This window comes from Oceanihabitans sediminis (genome assembly GCF_003337215.1).
Lineage (GTDB): Bacteria > Bacteroidota > Bacteroidia > Flavobacteriales > Flavobacteriaceae > Oceanihabitans > Oceanihabitans sediminis.
Window position 1 is genome coordinate 545,592 of record NZ_QPIG01000002.1, and the last position, 25,194, is coordinate 570,785.

General features: G+C 32.1%; 26 protein-coding genes and 1 rRNA gene. 19 read left to right on the forward strand and 8 right to left on the reverse strand.

Features of this window, described 5'->3' with window-relative positions:
- Positions 1 to 27 precede the first annotated feature (27 nt).
- Entirely contained in the window at positions 28 to 516 is a 489-nt protein-coding gene (locus tag DU428_RS08220; protein ID WP_072351578.1) for a GNAT family N-acetyltransferase, read from the reverse strand.
- A 54-nt stretch (positions 517 to 570) separates the two neighbouring features.
- On the opposite strand from DU428_RS08220, the gene DU428_RS08225 reads away from it, so the two are divergent.
- The 5 genes from DU428_RS08225 to DU428_RS08245 all read left to right on the forward strand — a co-directional run bounded on the left by DU428_RS08225 (position 571) and on the right by DU428_RS08245 (position 4,182).
- A complete protein-coding gene (locus DU428_RS08225) occupies positions 571 to 1,026 on the forward strand; it encodes an LEA type 2 family protein (RefSeq protein ID WP_113965918.1) in 456 nt (151 codons plus the stop codon).
- Between the two features lie 11 nt (positions 1,027 to 1,037).
- Entirely contained in the window at positions 1,038 to 2,018 is a 981-nt protein-coding gene (gene ribD / locus DU428_RS08230) for a bifunctional diaminohydroxyphosphoribosylaminopyrimidine deaminase/5-amino-6-(5-phosphoribosylamino)uracil reductase RibD (RefSeq protein WP_394340976.1), read from the forward strand.
- Between the two features lie 77 nt (positions 2,019 to 2,095).
- Entirely contained in the window at positions 2,096 to 2,707 is a 612-nt protein-coding gene (locus DU428_RS08235) for an HAD family hydrolase (RefSeq protein ID WP_072351575.1), read from the forward strand.
- Positions 2,704 to 3,567 carry an EamA family transporter gene (locus tag DU428_RS08240; protein WP_072351574.1) on the forward strand — a complete coding sequence of 288 codons (864 nt, stop codon included), beginning with the start codon at positions 2,704 to 2,706 and terminating at the stop codon, positions 3,565 to 3,567. The genes DU428_RS08235 and DU428_RS08240 overlap by 4 nt, the downstream gene beginning before the upstream one ends.
- On the forward strand, positions 3,568 to 4,182 hold the full coding sequence (locus tag DU428_RS08245) for an IMPACT family protein (protein WP_113965917.1): 615 nt from the start codon (positions 3,568 to 3,570) through the stop codon (positions 4,180 to 4,182).
- Between the two features lie 3 nt (positions 4,183 to 4,185).
- On the opposite strand, the gene DU428_RS08250 is transcribed toward DU428_RS08245, so the two are convergent.
- Positions 4,186 to 4,584, reverse strand: coding sequence for an acyl-CoA thioesterase (locus DU428_RS08250; RefSeq protein ID WP_072351572.1), 399 nt, complete (start codon positions 4,582 to 4,584; stop codon positions 4,186 to 4,188).
- A 183-nt stretch (positions 4,585 to 4,767) separates the two neighbouring features.
- On the opposite strand from DU428_RS08250, the gene dnaA reads away from it, so the two are divergent.
- The 3 genes from dnaA (at position 4,768) to DU428_RS08265 (ending at position 7,554) form a co-directional block, all read left to right on the forward strand.
- Entirely contained in the window at positions 4,768 to 6,195 is a 1,428-nt protein-coding gene (dnaA, locus tag DU428_RS08255) for a chromosomal replication initiator protein DnaA (protein WP_072351571.1), read from the forward strand.
- Between the two features lie 28 nt (positions 6,196 to 6,223).
- The gene (locus DU428_RS08260; RefSeq protein ID WP_072351570.1) at positions 6,224 to 6,679 is read left to right on the forward strand and encodes a low molecular weight protein-tyrosine-phosphatase; all 456 of its coding nucleotides are present in this window, start codon (positions 6,224 to 6,226) and stop codon (positions 6,677 to 6,679) included.
- A gap of 158 nt (positions 6,680 to 6,837) precedes the next feature.
- Positions 6,838 to 7,554 carry an SAM-dependent methyltransferase gene (locus tag DU428_RS08265; protein WP_113965916.1) on the forward strand — a complete coding sequence of 239 codons (717 nt, stop codon included), beginning with the start codon at positions 6,838 to 6,840 and terminating at the stop codon, positions 7,552 to 7,554.
- A 3-nt stretch (positions 7,555 to 7,557) separates the two neighbouring features.
- On the opposite strand, the gene DU428_RS08270 is transcribed toward DU428_RS08265, so the two are convergent.
- The 5 genes from DU428_RS08270 to dapF all read right to left on the reverse strand — a co-directional run bounded on the left by DU428_RS08270 (position 7,558) and on the right by dapF (position 11,603).
- Positions 7,558 to 8,199 (reverse strand): lysozyme family protein, encoded by a 642-nt coding sequence (locus DU428_RS08270; protein WP_072351568.1) that lies wholly within the window; start codon positions 8,197 to 8,199, stop codon positions 7,558 to 7,560.
- Positions 8,200 to 8,350: 151 nt separating this feature from the next.
- Entirely contained in the window at positions 8,351 to 9,259 is a 909-nt protein-coding gene (locus tag DU428_RS08275) for a DUF2279 domain-containing protein (protein ID WP_072351567.1), read from the reverse strand.
- 2 nt (positions 9,260 to 9,261) lie between these two features.
- Positions 9,262 to 10,305, reverse strand: a complete 1,044-nt coding sequence (mltG, locus tag DU428_RS08280; protein WP_072351566.1) for an endolytic transglycosylase MltG — start codon at positions 10,303 to 10,305, stop codon at positions 9,262 to 9,264.
- Positions 10,306 to 10,830: a GNAT family N-acetyltransferase gene (locus tag DU428_RS08285; protein WP_072351565.1), complete on the reverse strand. Its 525-nt coding sequence runs from the start codon at positions 10,828 to 10,830 to the stop codon at positions 10,306 to 10,308.
- Complete coding sequence (gene dapF / locus DU428_RS08290) at positions 10,827 to 11,603, reverse strand: diaminopimelate epimerase (RefSeq protein ID WP_072351564.1); 777 nt, start codon at positions 11,601 to 11,603, stop codon at positions 10,827 to 10,829. The genes DU428_RS08285 and dapF overlap by 4 nt, the downstream gene beginning before the upstream one ends.
- 134 nt (positions 11,604 to 11,737) lie before the next feature.
- On the opposite strand from dapF, the gene DU428_RS08295 reads away from it, so the two are divergent.
- The 11 genes from DU428_RS08295 to DU428_RS08345 all read left to right on the forward strand — a co-directional run bounded on the left by DU428_RS08295 (position 11,738) and on the right by DU428_RS08345 (position 24,899).
- Positions 11,738 to 13,150: a trypsin-like peptidase domain-containing protein gene (locus tag DU428_RS08295; RefSeq protein ID WP_113965915.1), complete on the forward strand. Its 1,413-nt coding sequence runs from the start codon at positions 11,738 to 11,740 to the stop codon at positions 13,148 to 13,150.
- A gap of 168 nt (positions 13,151 to 13,318) precedes the next feature.
- A complete protein-coding gene (locus tag DU428_RS08300) occupies positions 13,319 to 14,767 on the forward strand; it encodes a glyceraldehyde-3-phosphate dehydrogenase (protein ID WP_072351562.1) in 1,449 nt (482 codons plus the stop codon).
- A 205-nt stretch (positions 14,768 to 14,972) separates the two neighbouring features.
- On the forward strand, positions 14,973 to 15,584 hold the full coding sequence (locus tag DU428_RS08305) for a tRNA (guanine-N1)-methyltransferase (protein ID WP_072351561.1): 612 nt from the start codon (positions 14,973 to 14,975) through the stop codon (positions 15,582 to 15,584).
- Positions 15,585 to 15,651: 67 nt separating this feature from the next.
- On the forward strand, positions 15,652 to 16,329 hold the full coding sequence (gene trmD, locus DU428_RS08310; RefSeq protein ID WP_072351560.1) for a tRNA (guanosine(37)-N1)-methyltransferase TrmD: 678 nt from the start codon (positions 15,652 to 15,654) through the stop codon (positions 16,327 to 16,329).
- Positions 16,330 to 16,481: 152 nt separating this feature from the next.
- Complete coding sequence (gene rplS / locus DU428_RS08315) at positions 16,482 to 16,832, forward strand: 50S ribosomal protein L19 (protein WP_072351559.1); 351 nt, start codon at positions 16,482 to 16,484, stop codon at positions 16,830 to 16,832.
- Between the two features lie 632 nt (positions 16,833 to 17,464).
- Positions 17,465 to 18,037: a pentapeptide repeat-containing protein gene (locus tag DU428_RS08320; protein ID WP_113965914.1), complete on the forward strand. Its 573-nt coding sequence runs from the start codon at positions 17,465 to 17,467 to the stop codon at positions 18,035 to 18,037.
- Between the two features lie 148 nt (positions 18,038 to 18,185).
- Complete coding sequence (locus DU428_RS08325; RefSeq protein ID WP_113965913.1) at positions 18,186 to 20,414, forward strand: NADP-dependent isocitrate dehydrogenase; 2,229 nt, start codon at positions 18,186 to 18,188, stop codon at positions 20,412 to 20,414.
- A gap of 70 nt (positions 20,415 to 20,484) precedes the next feature.
- Complete coding sequence (locus DU428_RS08330) at positions 20,485 to 22,860, forward strand: TonB-dependent receptor (protein ID WP_113965912.1); 2,376 nt, start codon at positions 20,485 to 20,487, stop codon at positions 22,858 to 22,860.
- Between the two features lie 3 nt (positions 22,861 to 22,863).
- Positions 22,864 to 23,715 (forward strand): DUF4249 family protein, encoded by an 852-nt coding sequence (locus DU428_RS08335; RefSeq protein ID WP_113965911.1) that lies wholly within the window; start codon positions 22,864 to 22,866, stop codon positions 23,713 to 23,715.
- A 130-nt stretch (positions 23,716 to 23,845) separates the two neighbouring features.
- Complete coding sequence (murQ, locus tag DU428_RS08340) at positions 23,846 to 24,667, forward strand: N-acetylmuramic acid 6-phosphate etherase (protein WP_113965910.1); 822 nt, start codon at positions 23,846 to 23,848, stop codon at positions 24,665 to 24,667.
- Positions 24,654 to 24,899 (forward strand): DUF6095 family protein, encoded by a 246-nt coding sequence (locus tag DU428_RS08345; RefSeq protein WP_113965909.1) that lies wholly within the window; start codon positions 24,654 to 24,656, stop codon positions 24,897 to 24,899. Before murQ ends, DU428_RS08345 begins: the two co-directional genes overlap by 14 nt.
- Before the next feature lie 210 nt (positions 24,900 to 25,109).
- Here DU428_RS08345 and rrf read toward each other — a convergent pair.
- A 5S ribosomal RNA gene (gene rrf, locus DU428_RS08350) occupies positions 25,110 to 25,194 on the reverse strand; the annotation flags it as partial.

Genomic DNA, 25,194 nt, shown 5'->3' on the forward strand with positions numbered 1-25,194 from the left:
AAAAAATGTGTGTTCGTAAATAGATTATTACAATTTTTTAAGCATCCAAACTCCGCAAGAAGAATGTCCTGTATCCCCTAAAGGAGCATCTAGATGGTTAAACCCGAAGGTTTCATAAATATGAATTGCTGCTTTAAGTTGCGGTGCAGACTCTAAATAAATTTGTTTAAAACCTAAGTCTTTTGCTGTTTCAATACATTTTTTAAATAGTAATTTCCCTAAACCTTTTCCTCGTAATGCAGGAGAAAAGTACATTTTTTGAATCTCGCAAACGTCAGCATCAAAATCCTTTAAAGGCTTTACTCCGCCACCTCCACAAACTTTTTCGTCTAATTCTATCACAAAATAAACTTCCTTTTCATCTTGATAGGACTCAAACATTTGTGTGGTTTCAATGTCTTCATAAGCAGTACCCACCAAAGGAATTCCAAACTCATGAAAACAAGCTCTAATAGCAGCTTCTATCTGCGCATTATCTTTTTGCTGAATTTCTCTTATAATGATATTATTAGTCACTTATAAATATTATTTTTGCGTAGGTGAAGATACGTTAAATCTCAAAATTTTAATATGAAGAAACTTATAATTTTATTAACAGTAGCGCTTAGTTTCGCAAGTTGTTCTATAAAAGAAAAACCTGAATTTTTGAGAGTTGACAATATAAAGGTAGACGATTCTAATTCTAAATACATTACCCTTACTGCCGACGCCTATTTTCTAAACAAAAATGACATAAGTGGTGAGTTAAAAACAGACGAAATAAAGGTGTTTGTTAACAACAACCAGATGGCTACAGTTACTACCGAGAGTTTTAAAGTACCTGCGAAAAAAGAATTCTCTATACCACTTTCTGCAAATGTACCTACAGATAGTCTTTTGAGTAATAAAAATTTAAGCGGATTATTAGGTAGTTTGCTTACTCAAAAAATGACAGTACAGTATAAAGGACAAATAAAATATAAGGTTTTTGGGTTCTCACACACTTATGATGTAGACAAAACCGAAGACATAAAAATTAAATTCTAAATCCACTAAATATTACACACGAAGATTACATAAAACGCTGCATACAAATTGCCAAACTTGGACTAGGAACAACTAGACCAAACCCAACGGTAGGTGCTGTAATTGTTTATAACAACACGATTATTGGTGAAGGATTTACAGACCCTTACGGTGGTAATCACGCAGAGGTAAACGCTATTCGCGCTGTAAAAAACAAAGAGCTTTTAAAAGAAGCTACTCTGTATGTGACTTTAGAACCTTGCAGCCATTTTGGAAAAACCCCACCTTGCAGTGATTTAATTATAAAGAATAAAATTCCTAATATTGTTATAGGTTGTGTAGATGACAATCCAGAAGTTGCCGGCAAAGGAATTAAAAAACTTCGTGATGCTGGGCATCAAGTTACAGTTGGTGTTCTTGAAGCTGCTTGCAAAAAACATCATAAGCGCTTTTTTACATTTCATAATAAAAAAAGACCATACATTATATTGAAATGGGTAGAAACCGAAGATGGATTTATTGCCCCTAAAACAAAAAATGAAAACAAACCTGTTTGGATTACCAATGAAATTTCTAGACAACTAGTTCATAAATGGCGTGACGAAGAACATGCTATACTTGTTGGCACCAATACAGTTATTCAGGACAATCCGAGTTTAACAGTTAGAGATTATACAGGAAACAATCCTATTCGGGTGGTTTTAGATAAAGAAAATAGCCTAGACAAAAACTATGCTGTTTTTAATGAAGCTGCGGAAACCATTATTCTTAAGGAGCATACAGCTAAAGATATTTGCGACTCCTTATTTAGTCGTCAAATTCAATCTATCATTATTGAAGGCGGATCTAAAACGCTACAAATGTTTATAGATGAAAATCTTTGGGATGAAGCTAGAGTTTTCTACGGAAAAACACTATTTAACGAAGGAATAAAAGCTCCCGTTTTCTCAGGCAAACTTCATGCAACAGAAAAAATACTAGAGGACACTCTTGAAGTATTTACTAAGGAATAAAAAACATATAATTCCTGTAAAAGGAGTTTTATAACACTAAAAATCAAGTTTCAAATTTTATTGAAACAACTTAAAATATGATTAAAACACTAATATTTGATTTCGGAGACGTTTTTATAAATCTAGATAAAGCTGGAGCCATGCAAAATGCTTTAGATTTATTTGAAGAAAAAGAGCTTCCGGAAGAACTTGTTGCAATTAACACCTTATACGAACAAGGCTTGCTTGAAACCGAAGAATTTGTATCGTTTTACAAAGAAAATTTTCCAAAGTTAAGCGAAGAAGAAATCATAGATGCTTGGAATTATATTCTAAAAGACTTTCCTACATACAGATTGGAGTTTATTCAGAAACTAGCTTCAGAAAAAAAACACAAACTTATTTTATTAAGTAATACCAATGAGCTTCATATAAATTGGATTAAAGAAAAAGTTTCGTTTTACGAAGATTTCAAAAAATGCTTTGATGCTTTCTACCTTTCGCATGAAATTCAATTACGAAAACCAAACAGTAATATTTACGAATTCGTTTTAAACGAAAACAACATAAAACCGGAAGAGTCATTGTTTATCGACGATACAAAAGAAAACACAGAAGCCGCAAGAGAACTGGGAATTCACGTTTGGAATATTGATGAAACCAAAGAGGATGTCATACATCTTTTCAACATTAAAAAAGAGTTATTTTGATATACCTTTTACTAAGCATACTAGCTTCTACCTGTATATTTATAATTTTCAAGCAACTTGGAAAGTATAAAATTAACACCATACAAGCCATTGTAGCAAATTACTTCACTGCTTGTTTAACTGGTATACTAGCCTATTCCGAAACTATAAATGTTACTAAAATTGTAAGTGAAGATTGGTTTTGGGGAGCTATATTCTTAGGTTTTCTTTTTATTACAATTTTTAACGTTATGGCTTTAACAGCACAACGTAACGGACTTTCTGTTACTGCAGTTGCAGGAAAAATGAGTGTTGTAATTCCTATACTTTTTGGATTATATGCCTATCAAGAAAGTTTAGGCTGGCAAAAAGGAATTGGTATTATTTTGGCTTTAGTTGCGGTGTATCTAACTTCGGTGAAAACACAAACAAACAAAGTAAATTTAAAAAGTTTATGGCTTCCAATTATCTTATTTTTAGGTTCAGGAACCATAGACACAACTATTAAATACGTAGAATCCTCTTATGTTTCACAAAATGATGTTCCGGTATTTTCGGCAACTATATTTTGTTTTGCAGGAATTATAGGCGTAGGAACCTTAATTGTACAAGCTATAAAAGGAACTTTTAAATTTGACTACCGAAGTATTTTTGGAGGAATCCTTTTAGGAGTTGTAAATTACTACTCCATATATATGTTACTAAAAGCGCTACAATATGAAGGTGTTGAAAGTTCTACTATATTTACCGTAAACAATGTGGCCATAGTGATGCTTTCTACAATAATTGGACTAATTGTATTTAAAGAAAAATTAGAAAAGAAGAACTGGATAGGAATTCTACTTGCAATAATTTCTATTGTATTAGTTACTTTAGCATAAATGGAAGAAAAAGACACCTATAAAACAATTACAAAACCTTCGGAAGAAGTTCTATTTAAAGACAGGAATTCTAAATTCTTAGGCTATGCCTTTCCTGTTACTACAGAAGAAGAGGTCAAAGAGCATCTAGAAGAATTAAAAAAACAACACCATACAGCAGGACATTTTTGCTATGCATACCAATTTGGTACAGATGAAAAAAACCTGACTTACAGGGCAAATGATGACGGCGAACCTAACAATAGCGCCGGAATGCCTATTTACGGACAAATACAATCTTTTGAATTTACCAACATTCTTATTATAGTACTACGTTATTATGGCGGAGTAAAACTTGGCGTTGGAGGATTAATAAACGCATACCGAACCACAGCTCAGTTAGCTTTAGAAGCTTCAAAAATTGTTAAGAAGACTATTAACATAGAATATTGCATCTCTTTTGAATACAAAAACATGAATAAAGTGATGCGTATTATAAAAGAGAAGAATTTGAATGTAACGAATCAGATTCTAGAATTAGATTGTAAAGTTTTTATTTCTGTTAGAAAAAGTAAATCTCAAGAAATATTTGAAACTTTTGATAATCTATTTGAGATTAAAATTATAGAAGTTTAAAAACTACTTTTCTAATTTTTCTAAGATATAATCTGGACATCGCATTGGGCGTTTTGTTTGCATGTTAATAAATGCCAAAACAGTATTCGCTTCTACTAAAAGTTCACCCGCCTGATTAGTAATCTCATAATCAAATTCTATCTTTACAGAAGGTGTTTTTGTGAGTTTCGTTTTCACCCTAATCACCTCATCATAATGCGCAGATTTTTTAAAATTTAAAGACATAGAAATCACCGGCAACATAACGCCGTCCTTCTCCATCTGGCTGTATGAAATCCCAGATGATCTTAACCACTCTGTTCTACCCATTTCTAAGTATAATGCGTAATTTCCGTGATGTACTACTCCCATTTGATCGGTTTCACCGTATCTAATTCTTATTAAAATTTCATTGTCTTGCATTCGTAAATTTGATTTATTTTTTGTAGTTTGACCTTTCGTTTAAACATGCGAAATTTTTTCTTAATAATCAACCCTTAAAGATTTTTTTATTAAGAATTTTGTTCACATATTTGTCGAGCTATAAACAATAGACGAGGAAATGCAATTCCTCTTATTTAATAACACTAAATTTCACTAATTATAATGAGTATCACTGCGCAATCGGTATGGACTAACTGTCTTCATTTTATACAAGATAACATCCAACCGCAAGCTTATAAAACTTGGTTTGAACCAATTGTTGCAGTTAAACTTGCAGATAACGCTTTAAGCATTCAGGTACCAAGCAAATTCTTTTACGAATGGTTAGAGGAGCACTATGTAAAAATCTTAAAAAGTGCACTTACTAAGGAATTAGGAGAGAATGCCAAACTTGTTTACATTATTAAAATGGAAAACACTTATGGCAACAAGCAACCTTTTACTGAGAAAATCCCAAGTTCAAACAGATCTGCAATGAAAACGCAGGATGTTGATATTCCATTAAATAATAAAAACCCAGAACTGCGTAACCCATTTGTTATACCTGGAATTAGGAATATTAAAATAGAATCGCAGTTAAACCCTAACTACAGCTTTGACAACTTCTTAGAAGGTGATTCTAACCGTTTGGCTAGAAGTGCCGGATTAGCAGTTGCAAACAAGCCTGGAGGTACTTCTTTCAATCCATTATTAATATTTGGAGGAGTAGGTTTAGGAAAAACCCATTTAGCACACGCTATTGGTATTAATATAAAAGATAAGTACCCAGAAAAGACGGTCTTATTTATTTCAGCTGAAAAATTTACACAACAATATATAGATTCTGTAAAGAAGAATAACAGAAACGACTTTATTCATTTCTATCAAATAATTGACATCTTAATTATTGATGATGTACAATTTTTATCTGGTAAATCTGGAACACAAGACGTGTTCTTCCATATTTTCAACCATTTACACCAAAACGGAAAGCAGGTTATTTTAACAAGTGACAAGGCTCCTGTAGATATGCAAGATATTGAGCAACGCTTATTATCTAGATTTAAATGGGGACTTTCTGCAGAATTACAAAGTCCAGATTTTGAAACTCGTGTGTCTATCTTAAAAAACAAACTATATCGTGACGGAGTTGAAATGCCTGATGATATTGTTGAATATGTTGCAAAACACATTAAGTCCAACATTAGAGAGCTTGAAGGAGCAATTATATCTTTAATCGCACAATCTTCTTTCAACAAAAAAGAAGTTACTATTGAACTTGCTAAACAAGTTGTAGAGAAGTTTGTTAAAAATACGAAGCGCGAAGTTTCTATAGATTATATTCAGAAAATAGTTTCTGATTATTTCCAAATGGATGTAGATACGCTTCAATCTAAAACGAGAAAACGTCATATTGTACAAGCTAGACAACTAGCAATGTTTTTCGCAAAGAAACTAACTAAAGCTTCCTTGGCAAGTATAGGTTCTCAAATTGGAAAACGTGATCACGCTACCGTACTACATGCTTGTAAAACAGTAGACAACTTATCTTCTACAGATAAGCAGTTTAAAAAATACGTAGAAGACTTAACGAAGAAGCTTTCGGTTTAAATTTATAAATCTTTTTAAATAAATTTTTATGACTAAAATACTTATGGTATGCCTTGGTAACATTTGCCGTTCGCCTTTGGCTGAAGGTATTTTACAAGCTAAGCTTCCGAAAGATAAATTCCAAGTTGATTCTGCTGGTACAGGTAACTACCATGTTGGTGAGCTTCCTGATAGTCGCTCTATTAAAGTGGCAAAAAAATACGGTATCGATATTACTAACCAACGAGGTAGACAATTTAAAGTTTCCGATTTTGATGCATTTGACTTCATTTACGTGATGGATAACTCAAACTTCAAAAATGTTGTAAAGCTAGCTAGAAATGAAACAGATATAGCTAAAGTAAAACTCATTTTAAACCAAGTATACCCGAATCAAAACTACGATGTTCCTGATCCTTATACAGACACGCAACAAGGATTTGAAAACGTGTTTAAAATGCTAGACGAAGCTACAGATGTTATAAAAGAAAATCTTACGAACTAAGATAATTCGTTTTACAGCCCTTTCTTCCCCTAAAATAATTGTAAATTTATAAGCTTTTAATGTTTGGATTTTTTGTGTTTATTTCAACAAAACAAGTATCAGAAAACACACAAGAAGCTTGAAACAAACAACATACTTTAATTTAGAATACTAAAATCATGGATAAAACTATTGGAAAATTATATTTAATTCCTACAACACTTGGTGATAATGCGCCATTAGAGGTTTTACCTATTTCAGTAAAAAAAGTAATAGAACAAATTGATATTTTTATTGTAGAAAATGAAAAAACAGCTAGACGCTTTATCAAAAGCATCCATCCTAGCAAAAAACAATCTACTCTAACTTTATTTCCTTTAAATAAATTTACCGAAATAACCGAACTACCAACCTATTTAGATCCGTGTTTAGAAGGTAAAAACGTAGGAATTCTTTCTGAAGCTGGTTGTCCTGGGGTAGCAGATCCCGGTGCCGATGTTGTTAAAATTGCACACTCTAAAAACATACAGGTTGTTCCTCTTGTAGGTCCTTCTTCTATCCTATTAGCTATTATGAGCTCTGGCATGAATGGCCAAAGTTTTACTTTTAATGGCTATCTACCTATTGATAAAGGAGAAAGAAAACAAGAACTAAAAAACTTAGAACGTCTTTCTTTTGAAAAGAACCAATCTCAGTTATTTATTGAAACACCTTACAGAAACAATAAAATGCTTGAAGACATCTGTCAGGCATTAGGAAACAATACACAGGTTTGTGTTGCTTGTGATATCACGCTTCCAACAGAGTTTATTAAAACAAAATCTGTTCAAGAGTGGAAAAAAAATATGGTCGAACTTCATAAAAGACCAACCATATTTATAATTCATAAAAACTAAAACCTAAACAGTCGTAGCTTTTGCTTTTTTATTTGCTTTTAAAGAAGAGGTATCATAACCAGAGAACCTTTTCATATAAGAACGTATAGAAGTTCCAAAAGCATCCTTAAAACCTGTTTTACCAAAACTTCTTAAGTATTTTTTTACGCTTCCTGGTCCTGCAAGATGTGCAGCAGCAAGAATACCTGACTCGGTAATATACACACCGTTAATAGTCATTCCGTTAAAACGCTTAATGTCTTTACGTAGAATCCATTTATTACGTTGTGCATTTGCTATGAATGCTTTTTCTTGCAATTCTGGATTCTTTAAAAATTGATTTGGATTATAAATCCCAATAGTTTTTAATGTTTCAGCACCAAATTGGTATTTACCAAGGTATCCAAATTCATTTACAACAAAATAATCTCCTCTAGATTCTTTAAAAGCTAATGCTTCCTTAAAACCTACAAATGATTTCCCTAAAGTTGGTGTGAATTTTTCTTTTGGAGTGTGAAACGTAAAATGTTGGCTTTCGTAATTGGTTGCTAATTCTTCTTGTTCTTCAAAATGAATGAAATTTACAAAAGCTTCCGATGAAAAGGAAAGCTTTAATAATGTACAAATAGCAAACAATAAGCTAAACTTTACAATGTTTTTTATCATATAGAAATATTTTTCAGCAACAATTATTAGTAATAGTCACTTTTAAATTTCAGCTTGCAAATATACAACTTTATTTCTAAACCTCAAAATCAGACAGTTAGCCTAAAAAATAACTTTTAAATTGGGCGATTTACCGTTCTAAAAGATTCATTTAAAAATAAATAGGATGAAACTTAAAACCACTTTCATCATGAAACTCCAATGTTGGAAATGGCACCTTAAGTACGTTTAAAATACTGAAAACGGATTTCAATAGGTGAGAATTTGTTTTTATACGAGTAAAATCAACATCTAAGCTTAGATAATATTGTCTTGCTCTTTGCTGTGGACTAGACATTCCGTCGATTGGTTCTGAAATTCCTGTAAGCATTCCATCTGCGCCACAACCCAAAGCAATATTTAGCCATTTTGGTATTTTTTCGTTCTTTACAAAGGAATGCAGGTTTGCACTTAACCAATAAGTTTGTCCATTATAATCTTTTAATATTTCTTCTAAAAAGCCTTCTCCCAACTTATCTGGTCGCTGCTTGGCGTATTTTGTTCTATGGAAAGAATATTTTAAAGAGATACGTTGCTCCTTCCATAGCAACTCTTGTCCAATATACAAGCCGGTACCGGAAGCATTTGCAAGCACATCGCCCCAAGAAAAACCCCATTCTTTAGAATATCCATCCAAAATTTCTACAGCAGTTAAAAAACCAAATCCTAGAGTTGCGCCATATAATAATTGGTCTTTTTCTCTAACTCCAGACCAATTTAAAAGCTCTGCTCCTGCTCTACCCATTTGATAGGATGTAAACACATGGCCAAACTTATCCATTTGCAACCACTCAGCATTATCATCAAGCGTATGAAACTTTGACTTCTCGTAATCTGCATACCAAAGCTGGTTTAAACCAACTAAAGTTAGTCCGACAACGGAAGCTTCAGACATAATTATAGCGTTTCTTCTCTGCTTATGAAGCGTATCGCTTGGTGTAAGAAAAGCATTCATTTTAGATTGTGAATACAGACTAGTAGAAACAACCAAAAAATATACAATAAGGAAAAGTCTTTTCAAGATTACTTATTTATTCCTTGTCTAGACAAATAGCTTTGATATTCTCTAGCATTTGCATTATGCTGTGCTAAGGTTTTTGCGAATTTATGAAAGCCTAAATTTTTAGCATCTGCGCAGAAATACAAATACTTATGTGTTTCGAAATTTAAAACTGCATCGATAGCTGATATATCCGGCATAGCTATAAGCCCAGGAGGCAATCCTAAATTCTTATAAGTATTGTAAGGAGATTCAATTTCTTTATGCACATTTAAAACACGTTTAATAATGGTGTTTTTATATTCTGGTAATTGATAAGCTGCATATTTTAAGGTTGGATCGGCCTGTAAGGGCATACCAATTCGTATTCTATTTAAGTAAACACCTGCAATTCTTGGTTGTTCACTTGCTTGTTTAGACTCTTCATGAACTATAGAAGCTAAAGTCATAACTTCATCTTTAGTTAAGTTTAATGCCTTTGCTTTTGCTAATCGCTTTTCATTCCAAAATCTATTGTATTCTTTTAACATTCTAGCTCTAAAAGATTCGGCTGAAGTATTCCAGAAAAACTCATAACTATTGGGAATATACATTCCCAAAGCTGTTTTATCAGAAAAGTTATTTTCATTTAAAAAGGCTTTGTCTGTCATTGCCTGCAATAAGCTTAAACTATCTGCTTCAATTTGAGAGGCAATTCTTCCTGCTAATTTTTCAATAGTTTCTTGATTATTAAAGGCTATATTTATTGGTAAGTTTTTGCTTCTAATGGTATTAATAATATCATTATTACTCATTCCTTTTTTAATAGCATACTTCCCAGCCTTTATGTTTGAAGTATATTTTTTTTGTTTAGCTAAAGCATCGAAAGATTCTAAATCTATTAAAAGAGAAGATAGTTGCTGCTGAACATCTTTATATTTTGCGTCGGAGGGAATGTAAATATATGCTTCTTCATTATTAAAAGCGGTGTTTGGTTTAAACATTGCTTTATATACGAAGTTTGCAAAAAATGCCGCAACGACTAGTCCGATTAAAGCGATTGCTAAAAGTATTTTCTTAATGTACATTTATTTATGAATGAGTTGGTATAAATATTCGTTTTTGAATTTTCCGTTAAGGTAGTTCCAATCTTTTTTTAGTCCAATTTCTTTAAACCCTTGGCCTGTAAAAAGTTGAATACTTGCTTTATTATCTTCAGAAATATTACAATATAATTGGTGTAAATCTAAGTGCGTAAAGCAATAATTAATCAGCAAACTTAAAGCTTCTTTTCCAAAACCTTTTTGTCTATTAGCTTCTTCTTTTACTAAAATTCCAATTCCTGCTCTTCGGTTTTTAAAGTCGAAATCAAAAATATCAATCATACCAAGTGCTTCATCATCATAACTAGAAATTACTAGCCTTAATTGTTTCACTTCGTAAATATCTTTATGAGCATGTTCTAAATATTGTTTTATTAAATATTTAGAATATGGCGTTTGGGTATTACTAATTTCCCAAATACTTTCATCATTTTCAATAGTATGAATGAATTGTAAATCTTCAGGTTCTAAAGCACGCAGATATATTTGTTTGCCTTTTAATGTTATCATGAAATTGTGCCTTTAAAAACTTGTTTTGCTGGACCAATTAGCCAAATATCTTGATATGAATCTCCGTTTTTCTGGAAAGACACTTGAAGTTTCCCTCCCTTGGTTTCTAGAGTAATGAGATTTTTTTCTGTTTTCCCTATATAATTCATAGCAAGTGCTACTGCAGTTACTCCCGTGCCACAGGAAAGAGTTTCACCTTCTACCCCACGTTCATAAGTTCTTACTGCAAAAATGTCATCAGCAATTTTTGAAACAAAGTTTACATTAGTCCCTTCAGAATGATAAGGAGCTCCATATCTTATTTTAGCACCTACTGATTTAATTTCTAAATTTTCTAAATCTTTTTCAATTTGTACATGATGTGGTGATCCTGTATCTAAAAACACATGCTTTTCATAACTATTTACATCATGCACATCTTGCATTTGTAGTTGGATAGTTTCACCATCAATCACGGCCTTATGCATACCATCTATGGCTTCAAAAGTAGTAGCCTTATCTACAATATTTAAATACTTAGCAAAAGCTACAATACATCTTCCTCCATTACCACACATAGAGCTTTCATTTCCATCTGCATTAAAATAAACCATTTTAAAATCTGCAGATTCATGATTTTCTAATAATATCAAGCCATCAGCTCCTATACCAAAGCGCCTGTCACACAAAAAAGAAATGTATTTGGCATCTTTTTTGTTAAAATTACCTTGACGATTATCTATCATCACAAAGTCGTTACCGGCACCTTGGTATTTATAAAAAGTATTTGTCATTAAATAGAAATTAATGCGACAAATATAGTGATATTAAACGGTTTTTTGGGGTGTTAAATACTCGTTAAAGTTGAATTTATTGAGCAACAAATTTTTAAATTTAATCGTTAACCTTTTAAACTAAACAGAAAAAGATGAAGAAGATTTTAACCATGTTATTTGTTTCAGCATTAGGAGGAGCCTTAACTCTAGGTGCTTACAAGACTTTTATTGAAAAAGAAGAAAATAATACACCACTAGCAAATCAAGAACAAGCTTTCACATTCCCTGTTAGCAATACAACAAACGCTAAATTTATAGCAGATACCGAAGTTAGTTTTGTTAGTGCTGCAGAAAAAACCGTTCATACAGTAGTTCACGTTAAAAACGTAACCATAAACTCTAGACAAATGACTTTTGAAGATTTGTTTTTTGGAAGACAACCACAACGTTCACAAGTAGGTTCTGGTTCTGGAGTTATTATTTCACCAGACGGTTATATTATTACCAACAATCACGTAATTGCAGGTTCTAGGGAACTTTCGGTTACTTTAAATAACAATAAAACTTACGATGCCAAAATAATTGGTGCAGATGATAAAACAGATATTGCTTTAATTAAAATTGATCCAGAAGAAGAATTACCTTTTACAACCTTTGGTGATAGCGATCAAGCAAAAATTGGAGAATGGGTTTTAGCGGTTGGTAATCCTTTTAACCTAACTTCTACCGTAACTGCAGGAATTATTAGTGCAAAATCTAGAGATTTATCAGGATTACAAAACCAGTCTTTTATACAAACCGATGCTGCTGTGAACCCAGGAAACTCTGGAGGTGCTCTAGTAAATACTAACGGAGATTTAATTGGTATAAACACAGCAATTACTTCGCAAACTGGTTCATATATAGGATATTCGTTTGCGGTACCAAGTAATATTGCAAGGAAGGTTGTGCAAGACATTATGGAGTATGGTAATGTTCAGCATGGAATTTTAGGAGTTACCGGAGGTTCTGTAAGTGCGGGTTATGCAGAGAAATTCGGACTAGAAACAACAGAAGGATTCTATATTGAAGAGGTAGAGGAAGATTCTGGAGCAGATATGGCTGGATTAAAAAGCGGAGATGTTATTCAAAAAATTGAAAATATTAAGATTAAAAAATTCACAGATTTAAAAGGGTTTTTAAACTCTAAAAGCCCTAACGATGTGGTAAATGTTACCGTGTTAAGAGACGGAAAACAAAAAACATTCTCTGTAACCTTACTTAAAAATCAAACTTTAGCAGTACCTATTATAGGTATAATAAAAAATGCTAAGCCAGAAGACTTAAGAAAATATAAAACTAAAAATGGAGTAAAAATATCTAGACTTACTACCAATAAAAGCTATTTAAGTTATTGGATAAGCAACGGTGTTAAAGAAGGAGACATTATAACTTCCATCAATAATTCTAAAGTAAATAGTATAGAAGATGTTCAGGAAGTTTTAAAAAACAGACACCCAAATGAATTGCTACGTATTGAATTAATTAATTCTAAAGGCGAGAAAGAACGCTATAACTTTAGATAAGATATAGTATTCAACAACAACACTAAACGCTCTAGTACATCCTAGAGCGTTTTTTATATAATATTTAGTAACTAAAACGTTAAAAATGTGTTACTTTTGCACCCAAATTCAACTAGGGCTTATTGCCATGTTGAAAAAACGTAAACAACACAAAAAAATATTTTAACAATGCCTATTAACGAAACTTATGAAAGCGAATTAGCTTTTCAAGCAGATAGACGTAGAGCTACTGTAGAATTTATTAAAATTGTTAGTGACCTTTGGTATGACAAATCTATTGAATTAGTTATTTTTAGAAATCAATTAATTGATAGAAATGTTAGCGAAATTTTAAACCTTCACGAATACGCTTGTGAGTTTGTTCAAAAACCTATTTCTATTTTTGATTCTGTAGAAATAGCTCAAGCTATCAAAACATTAGATCTCCCACCAGCAAAGTTAGACATAGGAAAACTTACCTATGAATATCATATGGAAGAGGATAAATACAACAATGCTACTGCCTTTGTTTCTGCTAAACTTAAAGGAGCTAGCGATAACGAAACAATCAAACCTAAAGATGTAGTTCTATATGGTTTTGGAAGAATTGGTCGTTTAGTTGCTAGAGAATTAGTTAGCAAGGCTGGAAAAGGAAACCAATTACGTTTAAGAGCTATTGTTACTCGTGGAGCTATAGATAAAGTTGTATTAGAAAAAAGAGCTTCGTTATTACGTAACGATTCTGTACATGGTGATTTCTTAGGAACCGTTTCTGTTGATGTAGAAAACAGTGCTTTAATCATTAATGGTATTTCAGTAAATATTATTTCTGCAAACGCGCCAGAAGATATTGACTATACAAAATACGGGATTAAAGATGCATTAGTAATTGATAATACTGGAGCATTTAGAGATAAAGAAGCTTTAAGCAGACATTTAAAATCTAAAGGTGCAGATAAAGTATTATTAACTGCTCCTGGAAAAGGTGTTCCTAATATTGTTCACGGTGTAAACCACTTAGAAAACAATCCTGATGAAGTAAATATTTTCTCTGCTGCATCTTGTACTACAAATGCTATTACGCCTATCTTAAAGGTTGTGGAAGATTCTTTTGGAGTAAAATCAGGTCACTTAGAAACTATTCACGCATATACTAACGATCAAAACTTAGTAGATAACTTCCATAAAAAATATAGACGTGGACGTGCTGCTGCTTTAAACATGGTAATTACAGAAACTGGTGCAGGAAGCGCAGTATCTAAAGCTTTACCAAGTTTTGAAGGAAAATTAACTTCTAACGCTATTCGTGTTCCTGTTCCTAATGGTTCTTTAGCTATTTTAAATTTAGAGCTAGAAAACCCAACTTCTGTTGAAGGGATGAATACTATCATGAAAAAATATGCTCTTGAAGGTGACTTAGTAGAGCAAATTAAATATGAATTAAGTGACGAATTAGTATCTAGTGATATTGTTGGTAGCTCTGCTCCTTCTATCTACGATAGTAAAGCAACTATTGTAAGAAAAGATGGTAAAAACGTTGTACTATATATATGGTATGATAATGAGTACGGATATAGCCACCAAGTTATACGATTAGCAAAATATATTGCTAAAGTTAGACGTCACACTTACTATTAGTAGTAAACTCTTTATCAGTCTATTTAACTTCTATTAAGTAGATAAATAAAGATAGATTATACAAAAAACCTATATGGGGAAGATCTAAATTTTATTTAGCATCGTATATATTAAAGCCTCACATTTTTGTGAGGCTTTTCAATTAAATCAAATATACTAAACATAATTTATTATTTTCGTAACTCATAAAATCAACATACCCCTAATGAATATCTCAAAATTTATTGTAGTTCTATCCGTTTCACTTTTTTCAATCAATATTAGTGCACAAACTACGCAGGAAGACGAGGAAAAACTATCTTTAAACAGTGGAACAATAGATAATCAATTTGAATATGTTATAACAAAATCTAACAACTACCAAGAGTATAAAGTTGTAAAGAAAAATTGGTTATACAGCCTAAAAGCACATACTTTAGATTCTTTAAAAGCTGTTCAAAAAAACTTACTAGACACCCAAGCAATTGTAGATAAACAAGCAGAAGAAATTACTTCTCTAAAAGAAAGCTTATCAGATACACAGAATACTTTAGAGCAAACTAATCTTGAAAAAGACAGCATGTCTTTATTTGGTTTCCCTATGAGTAAGTCTGGTTACAATGTTTTAATGTGGTCAATAATTGGTGGTTTATTAGCCCTATTATTACTTTTTATATTCAAATTTAAAAGCAGTAATGCTATAACAAAAAATGCTAATAAAGCTTTAGCTGATATCGAAGAAGAATTTGAAGAGCACAGAAAAAGAGCTTTAGAACGTGAGCAAAAAGTTAGAAGACAATTGCAAGACGAACTAAACAAACAAAAGAACAACAACTAGAATATACAATTCCATTTTCTTTAATCCTTTTTCAGTTTCAAAAGGCTGAACTATTTACATCTATACAATGCGAATTGACATTATAACCGTTTTACCAGAATTACTAAAAAGCCCATTTGAAGCTTCTATTTTAAAGCGTGCAATTGAAGCTGATTTAGTAGAAGTACATTTTCACAATCTACGCGATTATACTACAGATAACTATAAAACCATAGACGATTACCAATTTGGCGGAGGCGCTGGAATGGTAATGATGATCGAACCTATAGATAAATGTATTTCTAAACTAAAATCTGAAAGAGATTACGACGAAGTCATTTATATGACTCCAGATGGCGAAACCTTAAACCAAGGAATTGCTAATCATTTATCTTTAAAAGAAAACATTATTATTCTTTGCGGACATTATAAAGGTGTAGACCAAAGGGTACGCGACCAATTTATAACACGTGAAATTTCTATTGGAGATTACGTTTTATCTGGAGGTGAATTAGGAGCCGCAGTTTTATGTGATGCTATTATTAGATTAATTCCTGGAGTTTTAGGAAATGAAACTTCTGCACTAACAGATTCCTTTCAAGATAACTTATTAGCACCACCTATTTATACAAGACCTAGAGATTATAAGGGATGGAAAGTCCCAGAACTTCTATTTAGTGGGAATTTCCCTGAAATAGAAAAATGGCGAGAAGAACAAGCATATAAGAGAACAAAAGAAAGAAGACCTGATTTGCTTGATGAATAAAATTATTCCTTTTTGGCAATGAAAATACACATCAAAAAATATAATTTTTGGTTGTCTATTCTTAATTATTACTTATATTTGCACCACTTTTGAGTTAACCTCTGGCGAGAATCGTGAATGTTACCTTGAAATAACTAATAAAATCAATAAAGATGGAATCTTTAGTAAAATTTGTACAAGACGAGTTTGTAACAAAAAAAGACTTTCCAGAGTTCGCAGCTGGAGACACTATTACAGTGTATTACGAAATTAGAGAAGGAGAAAAAGTACGTACACAGTTCTTTAGAGGTGTTGTTTTACAACGCAGAGGAACTGGAACATCAGAGACATTCACAATTAGAAAAATGTCTGGAACAATTGGTGTAGAGCGTATCTTCCCTATCAACTTACCTGCTTTACAGAAAATCGAAGTAAACAAAAGAGGTAAAGTACGTAGAGCACGTATCTTCTACTTCAGAGGTCTTACTGGTAAGAAAGCAAGAATTAAAGAAGAAAGACGTTAATAAACGTTCATAATTTTAAAAAGCCTTGAGAAATCAAGGCTTTTTTTATGAACAAATGTTAACAATCCGTGTTGATAACCCACTGAAAACTAATGTGTTAAATTCATTTGATTTATCAAGAATCTGACTTATATTAGCAATAGAATTACAAACCACAAAAGGTGGGTTTCTTTTAGAAAGAATGAAAATTGAAATTCTATTAAACACACGTTCTTATTATAATTATTTTTTGAGGTTTATAAGAAATGTATATTATTATGTTTTCCGAAAACCATGAAGTCTTAAAAAGTGTCCTTAATCTGGCACAAAAGACAGAAAGCTTCTGTATATAGTTAAACGAAAGTGATAACTAGAAATGAAGCAGTGTCTACAAAACATGAATCACTCAGTGAAACATTATAGCTAGGCATAAAGAAAAATAATTAACTAAAACATTTTAGTAACAAGTCATTTTATTTTGAAGTTACATGTATAAAATGTTTTATTGAAATAGGGAAACTGAAATCGAAAGACAAAGTTAAACTATTTCAAAAAAGCCATATCAGACAAGGGTAAAATCTATGTGATATGGCTTTTGTATTTTGTATAAAATCTTCCTCCCTATTTCCTATATTCGCATTTAAATTGAAAACATGAACCTTCCTTTAATAGTTGACAAAACATACAATAATGTAGATTTTACCATTTCAGAATTACCCAAAGCAGAATATGATAATTGTACTTTTACAGAATGTGATTTAAGCAATAGCTTTCTTTCTAATATCTCATTTTCAGATTGTGAATTTATAGATTGTAACCTTAGTAACATAAAAATCAAGGGAGCTTCTTTTAAAAATATAAGTTTTTCTAATTGTAAAATGTTAGGCTTTCCATTATATGAATGTAATCCCTTTTTGCTAGAATGCAGTTTTAATCATTGCAACTTAAGCTTGGCTTCCTTTTATAAACTGAATCTAAAAAATACAAAATTTCACACTTGTAACTTACAAGCTGTAGACTTTACTGAAACAAACTTAGTTAACGCTTCTTTTGAAATTTGCAATTTAGCAGAAGCAACTTTCGATAATAGTAATCTTGAAAAAGCTGATTTTACTTCAGCAAAGAATTATTCTATCCATCCAGAAAGAAATAAATTAAAAGGAGCAAAATTTAGTCAAGAAGGACTTATCGGGCTATTAAGTATGTACAATATTAAGGTAGAATAAATCATATTTCATAAAAAAGGCTATAGTTTTTTAAAGTCTTTGTAAATCTTAATATCTACATCCTTCACACTTCTATAAGCAACTGATTTTTTGTATATTTGCAACTCTTAAATTGGAAGCAATCTTTTATTATTCAAACTAATTAAACATGACAAAAATTTCTACAATCTTTTATACAAAAACAGATGAAGCTCCAGCTTTAGCTACGCATTCATTTTTACCAATAGTTCAAGCATTTACAAACTCTGCAGGAGTTAAAGTAGAGACTAGAGATATTTCTTTAGCAGCAAGAATCTTAGGGGTGTTTTCTGATATGTTACCAGAAGACCAACGAGTAAATGATACATTGGCAGAATTAGGAGAATTAGTTAAAAAGCCAGAAGCAAACATAATTAAATTACCAAATATTAGTGCTTCTGTACCGCAATTAAAAGCAGCTATTTCAGAATTACAAGCAAAAGGATACGCATTACCTTACTATCCAGATGAGCCTAAAACAGCTGAAGAAAAAGATATTAAATCAAGATATGATAAAGTAAAAGGTAGTGCTGTAAACCCAGTATTACGTGAAGGAAACTCAGATCGTCGTGCACCAAAAGCGGTTAAGAACTATGCAAAAAAGAACCCACATTCTATGGGAGCTTGGAGCAAAGACTCTAAATCACATGTAGCAACAATGACTCATGGGGATTTCGCTCACAACGAGAAGTCTGTTGTAATGGATGCTGCAGATAGTATCAATATTCAATTTGTTTCAGAAAACGGAAACACTTCTTACCTAAAAGAAAACTTAGAATTATTAGAAGGTGAAATCATCGATGCAACGGTAATGAGCAAAAAAGCATTAATCAGCTTTTTACAAGAACAAGTTGCAGACGCTAAAAAACAAGGCGTTCTGTTTTCATTACATATGAAAGCTACGATGATGAAAGTAAGTGACCCTATTATTTTTGGTCATGCTGTTCGTGTATTCTTTGCTGATCTTTTTGAAAAGCACGGAGATACTTTTGAAAAAATTGGTGTAGATGTAAATAATGGTTTTGGTAACCTAGTAGCACAACTTCAAGAATTACCTGAAGCAAAACGCAAAGAAATTGAAGCCGATATCCAAGAGGTATTTGCTAATGGTCCAGACTTAGCTATGGTAAATAGCGATAAAGGAATCACAAACTTACACGTACCAAGTGATGTAATTATTGATGCTTCTATGCCAGCAATGATTAGAACTTCTGGTCAAATGTGGAATGCTGAAGGAAAACATCAAGATACAAAAGCTGTTATTCCAGATAGTAGTTATGCAGGAATGTACACAGCAACTATAGATTTCTGTAAAGAACACGGTGCTTTTGATCCTACAACAATGGGAACTGTTCCTAACGTTGGACTTATGGCGCAAAAAGCAGAAGAATATGGTTCTCATGATAAAACTTTCGAAATTGCAGAAAACGGAACGGTTAAAGTAATCGACTCTAAAGGAAACACTTTAATGGAGCATAAAGTTGAAGCTGGTGATATCTGGAGAATGTGTCAAGTAAAAGATGCACCTATTCAAGACTGGGTAAAATTAGCTGTTACAAGAGCTAGAGCTTCTCAAACTCCTGCTGTTTTCTGGTTAGACGAAAACAGAGCACACGATGCACAACTAATCAAAAAAGTAAATGCATATTTACCAAATCACGATACTTCAGGATTAGACATTAGAATTTTAGATCCTATTTCTGCAACTAAATTTACACTAGAAAGAATCAAAGATGGTAAAGACACTATTTCTGTTTCTGGAAACGTATTACGTGATTACTTAACAGACTTATTCCCTATTTTAGAATTAGGTACTTCAGCAAAAATGCTTTCTATTGTTCCTTTAATGAATGGAGGAGGTTTATTTGAAACTGGAGCTGGTGGATCTGCACCAAAACACGTACAACAGTTTGTTGAAGAAAACCACTTACGTTGGGATTCTTTAGGTGAATTCTTAGCATTAGCAGTTTCATTAGAGCACTTAGGAGAATCAACAGATAATGCAAGAGCTCTAGTTTTAAGCGAAGCTTTAGATGAAGCAACAGAGAAATTATTAGAAAACAAAAAAGGTCCTTCTCGTAAAGCAGGTGAGTTAGACAACAGAGGAAGTCACTTCTATTTAGCAATGTATTGGGCTGAAGCTTTAGCAAACCAGTCTAAAGACGCACAGCTAAAAGAAACCTTTACTCCAATAGCTAAATCCTTATTAGAGAATGAAGCTAAAATTGTTAACGAGCTTAACGAAGTACAAGGAAAGCCTGTAAATATTGATGGTTACTATGAGCCAAACGATGGTTTAACTAGCAATGCTATGAGGCCAAGTGAAACCTTCAACAGTATTTTAAATACAATAAAGTAATTAACAATGTTACTAATAAAAAAGCTCCTTTTTAGGGGCTTTTTTTATACATTTAAGTAAAATCATTTTTATGTTTAAAAAGCATTTATTTTTATACCTTCTTTTTTTCTTTAGCATTGCATTTATTCATGCTCAAGAAAAATTTACACTTAGCGGTACCATTCTAGAAGCAGCAAGTAATGAAACCTTGATAAGTGTAAATATTATTATTCCAGATTTACAAACAGGAACTACTACTAATGAGTATGGCTTCTACTCTATTACTTTACCAGAAGGTACTTATCAAATTATTATAAGTTATATTGGTTTTGCAGATGTAGTGGAAACTATAGAACTAACACAAAACATTACCAAAAACTTTAAACTAAAAGAAGCTACAGAAAATTTAGACGAAGTAGTAATTATTGAAAATATAGAAAAATTAAATATTAAAAAACCACAAATGAGTGTAAACGCTCTCTCTGCAAGCACCATAAAACAAATTCCGGTAGTTCTTGGTGAAGCAGATGTAATTAAGGCAATAACTCTACTTCCTGGTGTTACTACAGCAGGAGAAGGTGCTTCTGGTTTTAATGTTCGTGGTGGTGCAGCAGATCAAAACTTAATTTTATTAGACGAGGCTACTATTTATAATTCTTCACACTTATTTGGTTTCTTTTCTGTGTTTAATCCAGATGCAATTAAAGATTTAAAACTATATAAAGGCGGTATCCCTGCTAGGTATGGCGGACGCGTTTCTTCGGTTTTAGATATGTATCAGAAAGAAGGAAATAGCAATGAGTTTCATGCCAATGGGGGCATCGGACTAGTTTCTAGCAGATTATTATTAGAAGGACCAATAAAAAAAGAAAAGGCTTCTTTCCTGTTAGGAGGGAGAAGTTCATATGCGCATTTATTTCTTCCACTTTTTGATGTAGACAATAAGGCTTATTTCTATGACTTAAATACTAAAATAAGCTATAAAATAAATCCAAATAATAATATTTATCTATCTGGATACTTCGGAAGAGATGTATTTAGCATCAACGACAGCTTCAAAAACACTTACGGAAATTCCGTTTTAAACTTTAGATGGAATCACTTGTTTTCAGATAAATTATTCTCTAATATGTCTTTAATCTATTCAGACTATTACTACGGGTTAAACCTGAATTTTGTGGAATTTAAATGGGACTCCGGAATAAAAAACTTCAATTTAAAATATGATTTTAAACATTACCTAAACAATAAAATAAAGCTTCAATATGGTTTAAACAGTATATACCATGCTTTTAATCCCGGAGAAATAAATCCTTCAACAGAAACTTCAGGAATAAACACCAGGAAATTAATTGATAAATATGCTTTAGAAAATGCGATTTATATAGACACAGAACATAGTATTTCTAAAAGACTTACAGCTTCTTATGGTTTGCGGTATAGTTCCTTTTTACGCTTAGGGCAAAAAGAATTGAATATTTACGAAAACAACAACCCAATTATTTTTAATGAAGAGCTTCAAATTTACGAAAAAGCAAATCCCATAGGTACAGAGAGCTTCAGTAAAAGCAAAGCAATTAAAACATTTGGAAACCTAGAGCCTAGATTAGCTTTGGCATATCAATTAAACGATGAGTCTTCAATAAAAGCGAGTTATAACAGACTAAGTCAATATCTACATTTGCTTTCTAATACAAGTTCTCCTGCACCATTAGACGTTTGGACACCTAGCGGTAAATACATAAAACCACAAATTCTAGATCAAGTTGCAATAGGGTACTTCCAGAATTTTAAAGACAGAATCTATTCTTTAGAAGTGGAATCTTTCTATAAAAAAGTAAAAAATAGAATTGATTATATAGACGGTGCCGATTTAATTGCTAACGATGCAATTGAACAAGTGATACTAAACGGAAAAGCTAGAGCCTATGGCTTAGAAATGCTATTTCGTAAAAACGAAGGCCGGTATAAAGGTTGGTTAGCCTATACTTTGTCTAAGTCAGAACAACAAACACCGGGAAGAACTACTTCAGAAACTGGTATAAACAATGGCAATTGGTACAGTACGGCTTACGATAAAACACATGATATATCAATTACAGGAACCTATGATTTAAATCCTAAATGGACTATAAGTGCAAATTTTCTATTGCAGACAGGACAACCAATCACATACCCTAACGGTCAATATGAATATAACGGTATAAAGATTCCTAGTTATACTAATAGAAATGAATACAGATTACCAACTTATCACCGCTTAGATATTTCAGCGAATTACACTCCAAAACCTAAAAATAAAAAAGGATGGCAAAGCTATTGGACATTTGGTGTTTATAACATGTATAACCGACGAAATGCCGCATCTATAAGCTTTAGACAAAATAGAGATACCAGAGAAAATGAATCTGTAAAACTTTCTATATTCGGTATAGTACCAGCAGTTTCTTATAACTTTAAGTTTTAAATCATGAATAATCTTATCCAAAATATAAAACACAACAAACTCATAAAAAAGATACTTATATGTTTTATAACTGTATTTGTTATTTCTTGCGAAGATGTTGTAGAACTAGATTTACCAACTACAGAACCTAAATTAGTTATAGACGCATCTATAAATTGGTTTAAAGGAACATCTGGCAATGAACAAGCTATAAAGCTATCTCTTTCCGCTCCTTATTATACAAACCATGTTACACCTGCCAACAACGCTGATGTGATAATAACAGATTCAAATAATAATACCTATTTTTTTATAGAAGATGAAAATACAGGAATCTATCAAAATAATAATTTCACACCAATTATAAATGAAACTTATACACTAAACATCAGTTATAAAGGTGAGGAATATATTGCTACAGAAACTTTAAAACCCGTAGCAGACATTGAATATGTCGAACAAAATCTAGAAGGAGGTTTTTCAGGAGAAGACACAGAAATTAAAGCCTTTTTCACAGATCCTGCTGAAGAAGAAAATTTTTATTTCTTTGAGTTTTCACCAAGTTTAAATGTGACTTCTACCCTTTCTGTTTTAAAAGATGAATTTGTAAACGGAAATGAAATTTTTGGGTTTTATGTAGAAGAAGATTTAAATCCAGGACAAAGTGTTGTTATAAGAAACTATGGCGTTTCTCAACGTTTTTATGAATTTATGTTTGTGCTTTTACAACAAAGCGGTCAGTCGGGTGGCGGACCATTTGAAACGCAGCCTGCAACCGTCCGCGGAAACTGTATCAATCAAACTAATCCAGAAAATTATCCTTTTGGTTATTTCAGACTCTCAGAAGTTTCAGAAATAAATTATACTATAGAATAAAATTATTTGGGCGTTACAATACAAATTTTTCAGAAATTTGTATTGTCGTGCTGTACACTATATCTTTTGCTTAGGCAAAAGGATGCCGTTTCCATCACTAACGCAAAACAAAAATCCCTATTTTTACAAAATGACATTTATTAAAACTACAGAACAAGACTCCAATTATAACCATCTCGAAAAGATGAGTATTGCTGAGTCACTTAAAAATATAAATACAGAAGATAAATCTGTTCCATTAGCTGTTGAAAAAGCCTTACCGCAAATTGAAAAACTAGTAGAACAAATAGTTTATAAACTACAATCTGGAGGAAGATTATTTTATTTAGGAGCAGGAACAAGTGGTAGACTAGGTATTCTAGACGCAAGCGAATGTCCTCCAACTTTTGGAGTTTCACACGATCTTGTTATAGGAATCATTGCAGGTGGAGATATTGCAATAAGAAAAGCTGTTGAATTTGCAGAAGACTCAACCAATTTAGGTTGGGAAGATTTACAGGAGTATAAAGTAAACGAAAATGATATTGTAGTTGGTATTGCTGCCTCTGGAACAACTCCTTATGTAATCGCTGCACTAGAAGCTTGTAATAGAAACAATATTATAACAGGTTGCGTAACTTGCAATAAAAATAGTCCTCTTTCCAAAACTGCACAGTTTCCAATTGAAGCTATAGTCGGACCTGAATTCGTAACTGGAAGCTCAAGAATGAAAGCAGGTACAGCACAGAAATTAATTCTTAATATGATTACTACCACAACCATGATTCAATTGGGTCACGTAAAAGGAAACAAAATGGTAGATATGCAGTTGAGTAATAACAAACTTGTAGAAAGAGGTATAAAAATGATTATGCAAGAGATTAATGTTTCTAATAAAGAAGCAGAAAATCTATTAAAAAAACATAAAAGCGTTAGAGTAGCTATTCAAAACTTTAAAGATGGAAACAAATAGAACAGATAAAGAAATATTGGTTAAAGGAATAAAAACAATGCTTTTTACATTAGGACTAATGTTTATTGGTCCAATACTATTATATATTGGTTTTAGTAATCCTGAAAAACCTTTGCATTATCCTTTAGTAATAGCTGGAGCGCTTGCATGTATAGGTGCTATATATTTCGCCTTTAAAGGAATAAACACTATAATGGATAGTATGTTTGGCAAAAAATCTAAGAAGAAATAACTCAAGTATATAGTTCCTTTTTATATAGAACATATTAAATATATAGGAGAGCTAATATAAACTTATACTAAAAAAGGTTCTTTGCTTAATTAATAAGTATAAAACCTTTTTTAGTACCTAGTTAGTTGATGAATAATATTATTTGGAAGCAATAACCTTGACAATAAAGCATAAAAAAACCCTTCATTAAATAAATAATGAAGGGTTTAAAAAAGGCGACGACCTACTCTTCCACAATGTAGTACCATCGGCGCTAATGGGCTTAACTTCTCTGTTCGGAATGGTAAGAGGTGAG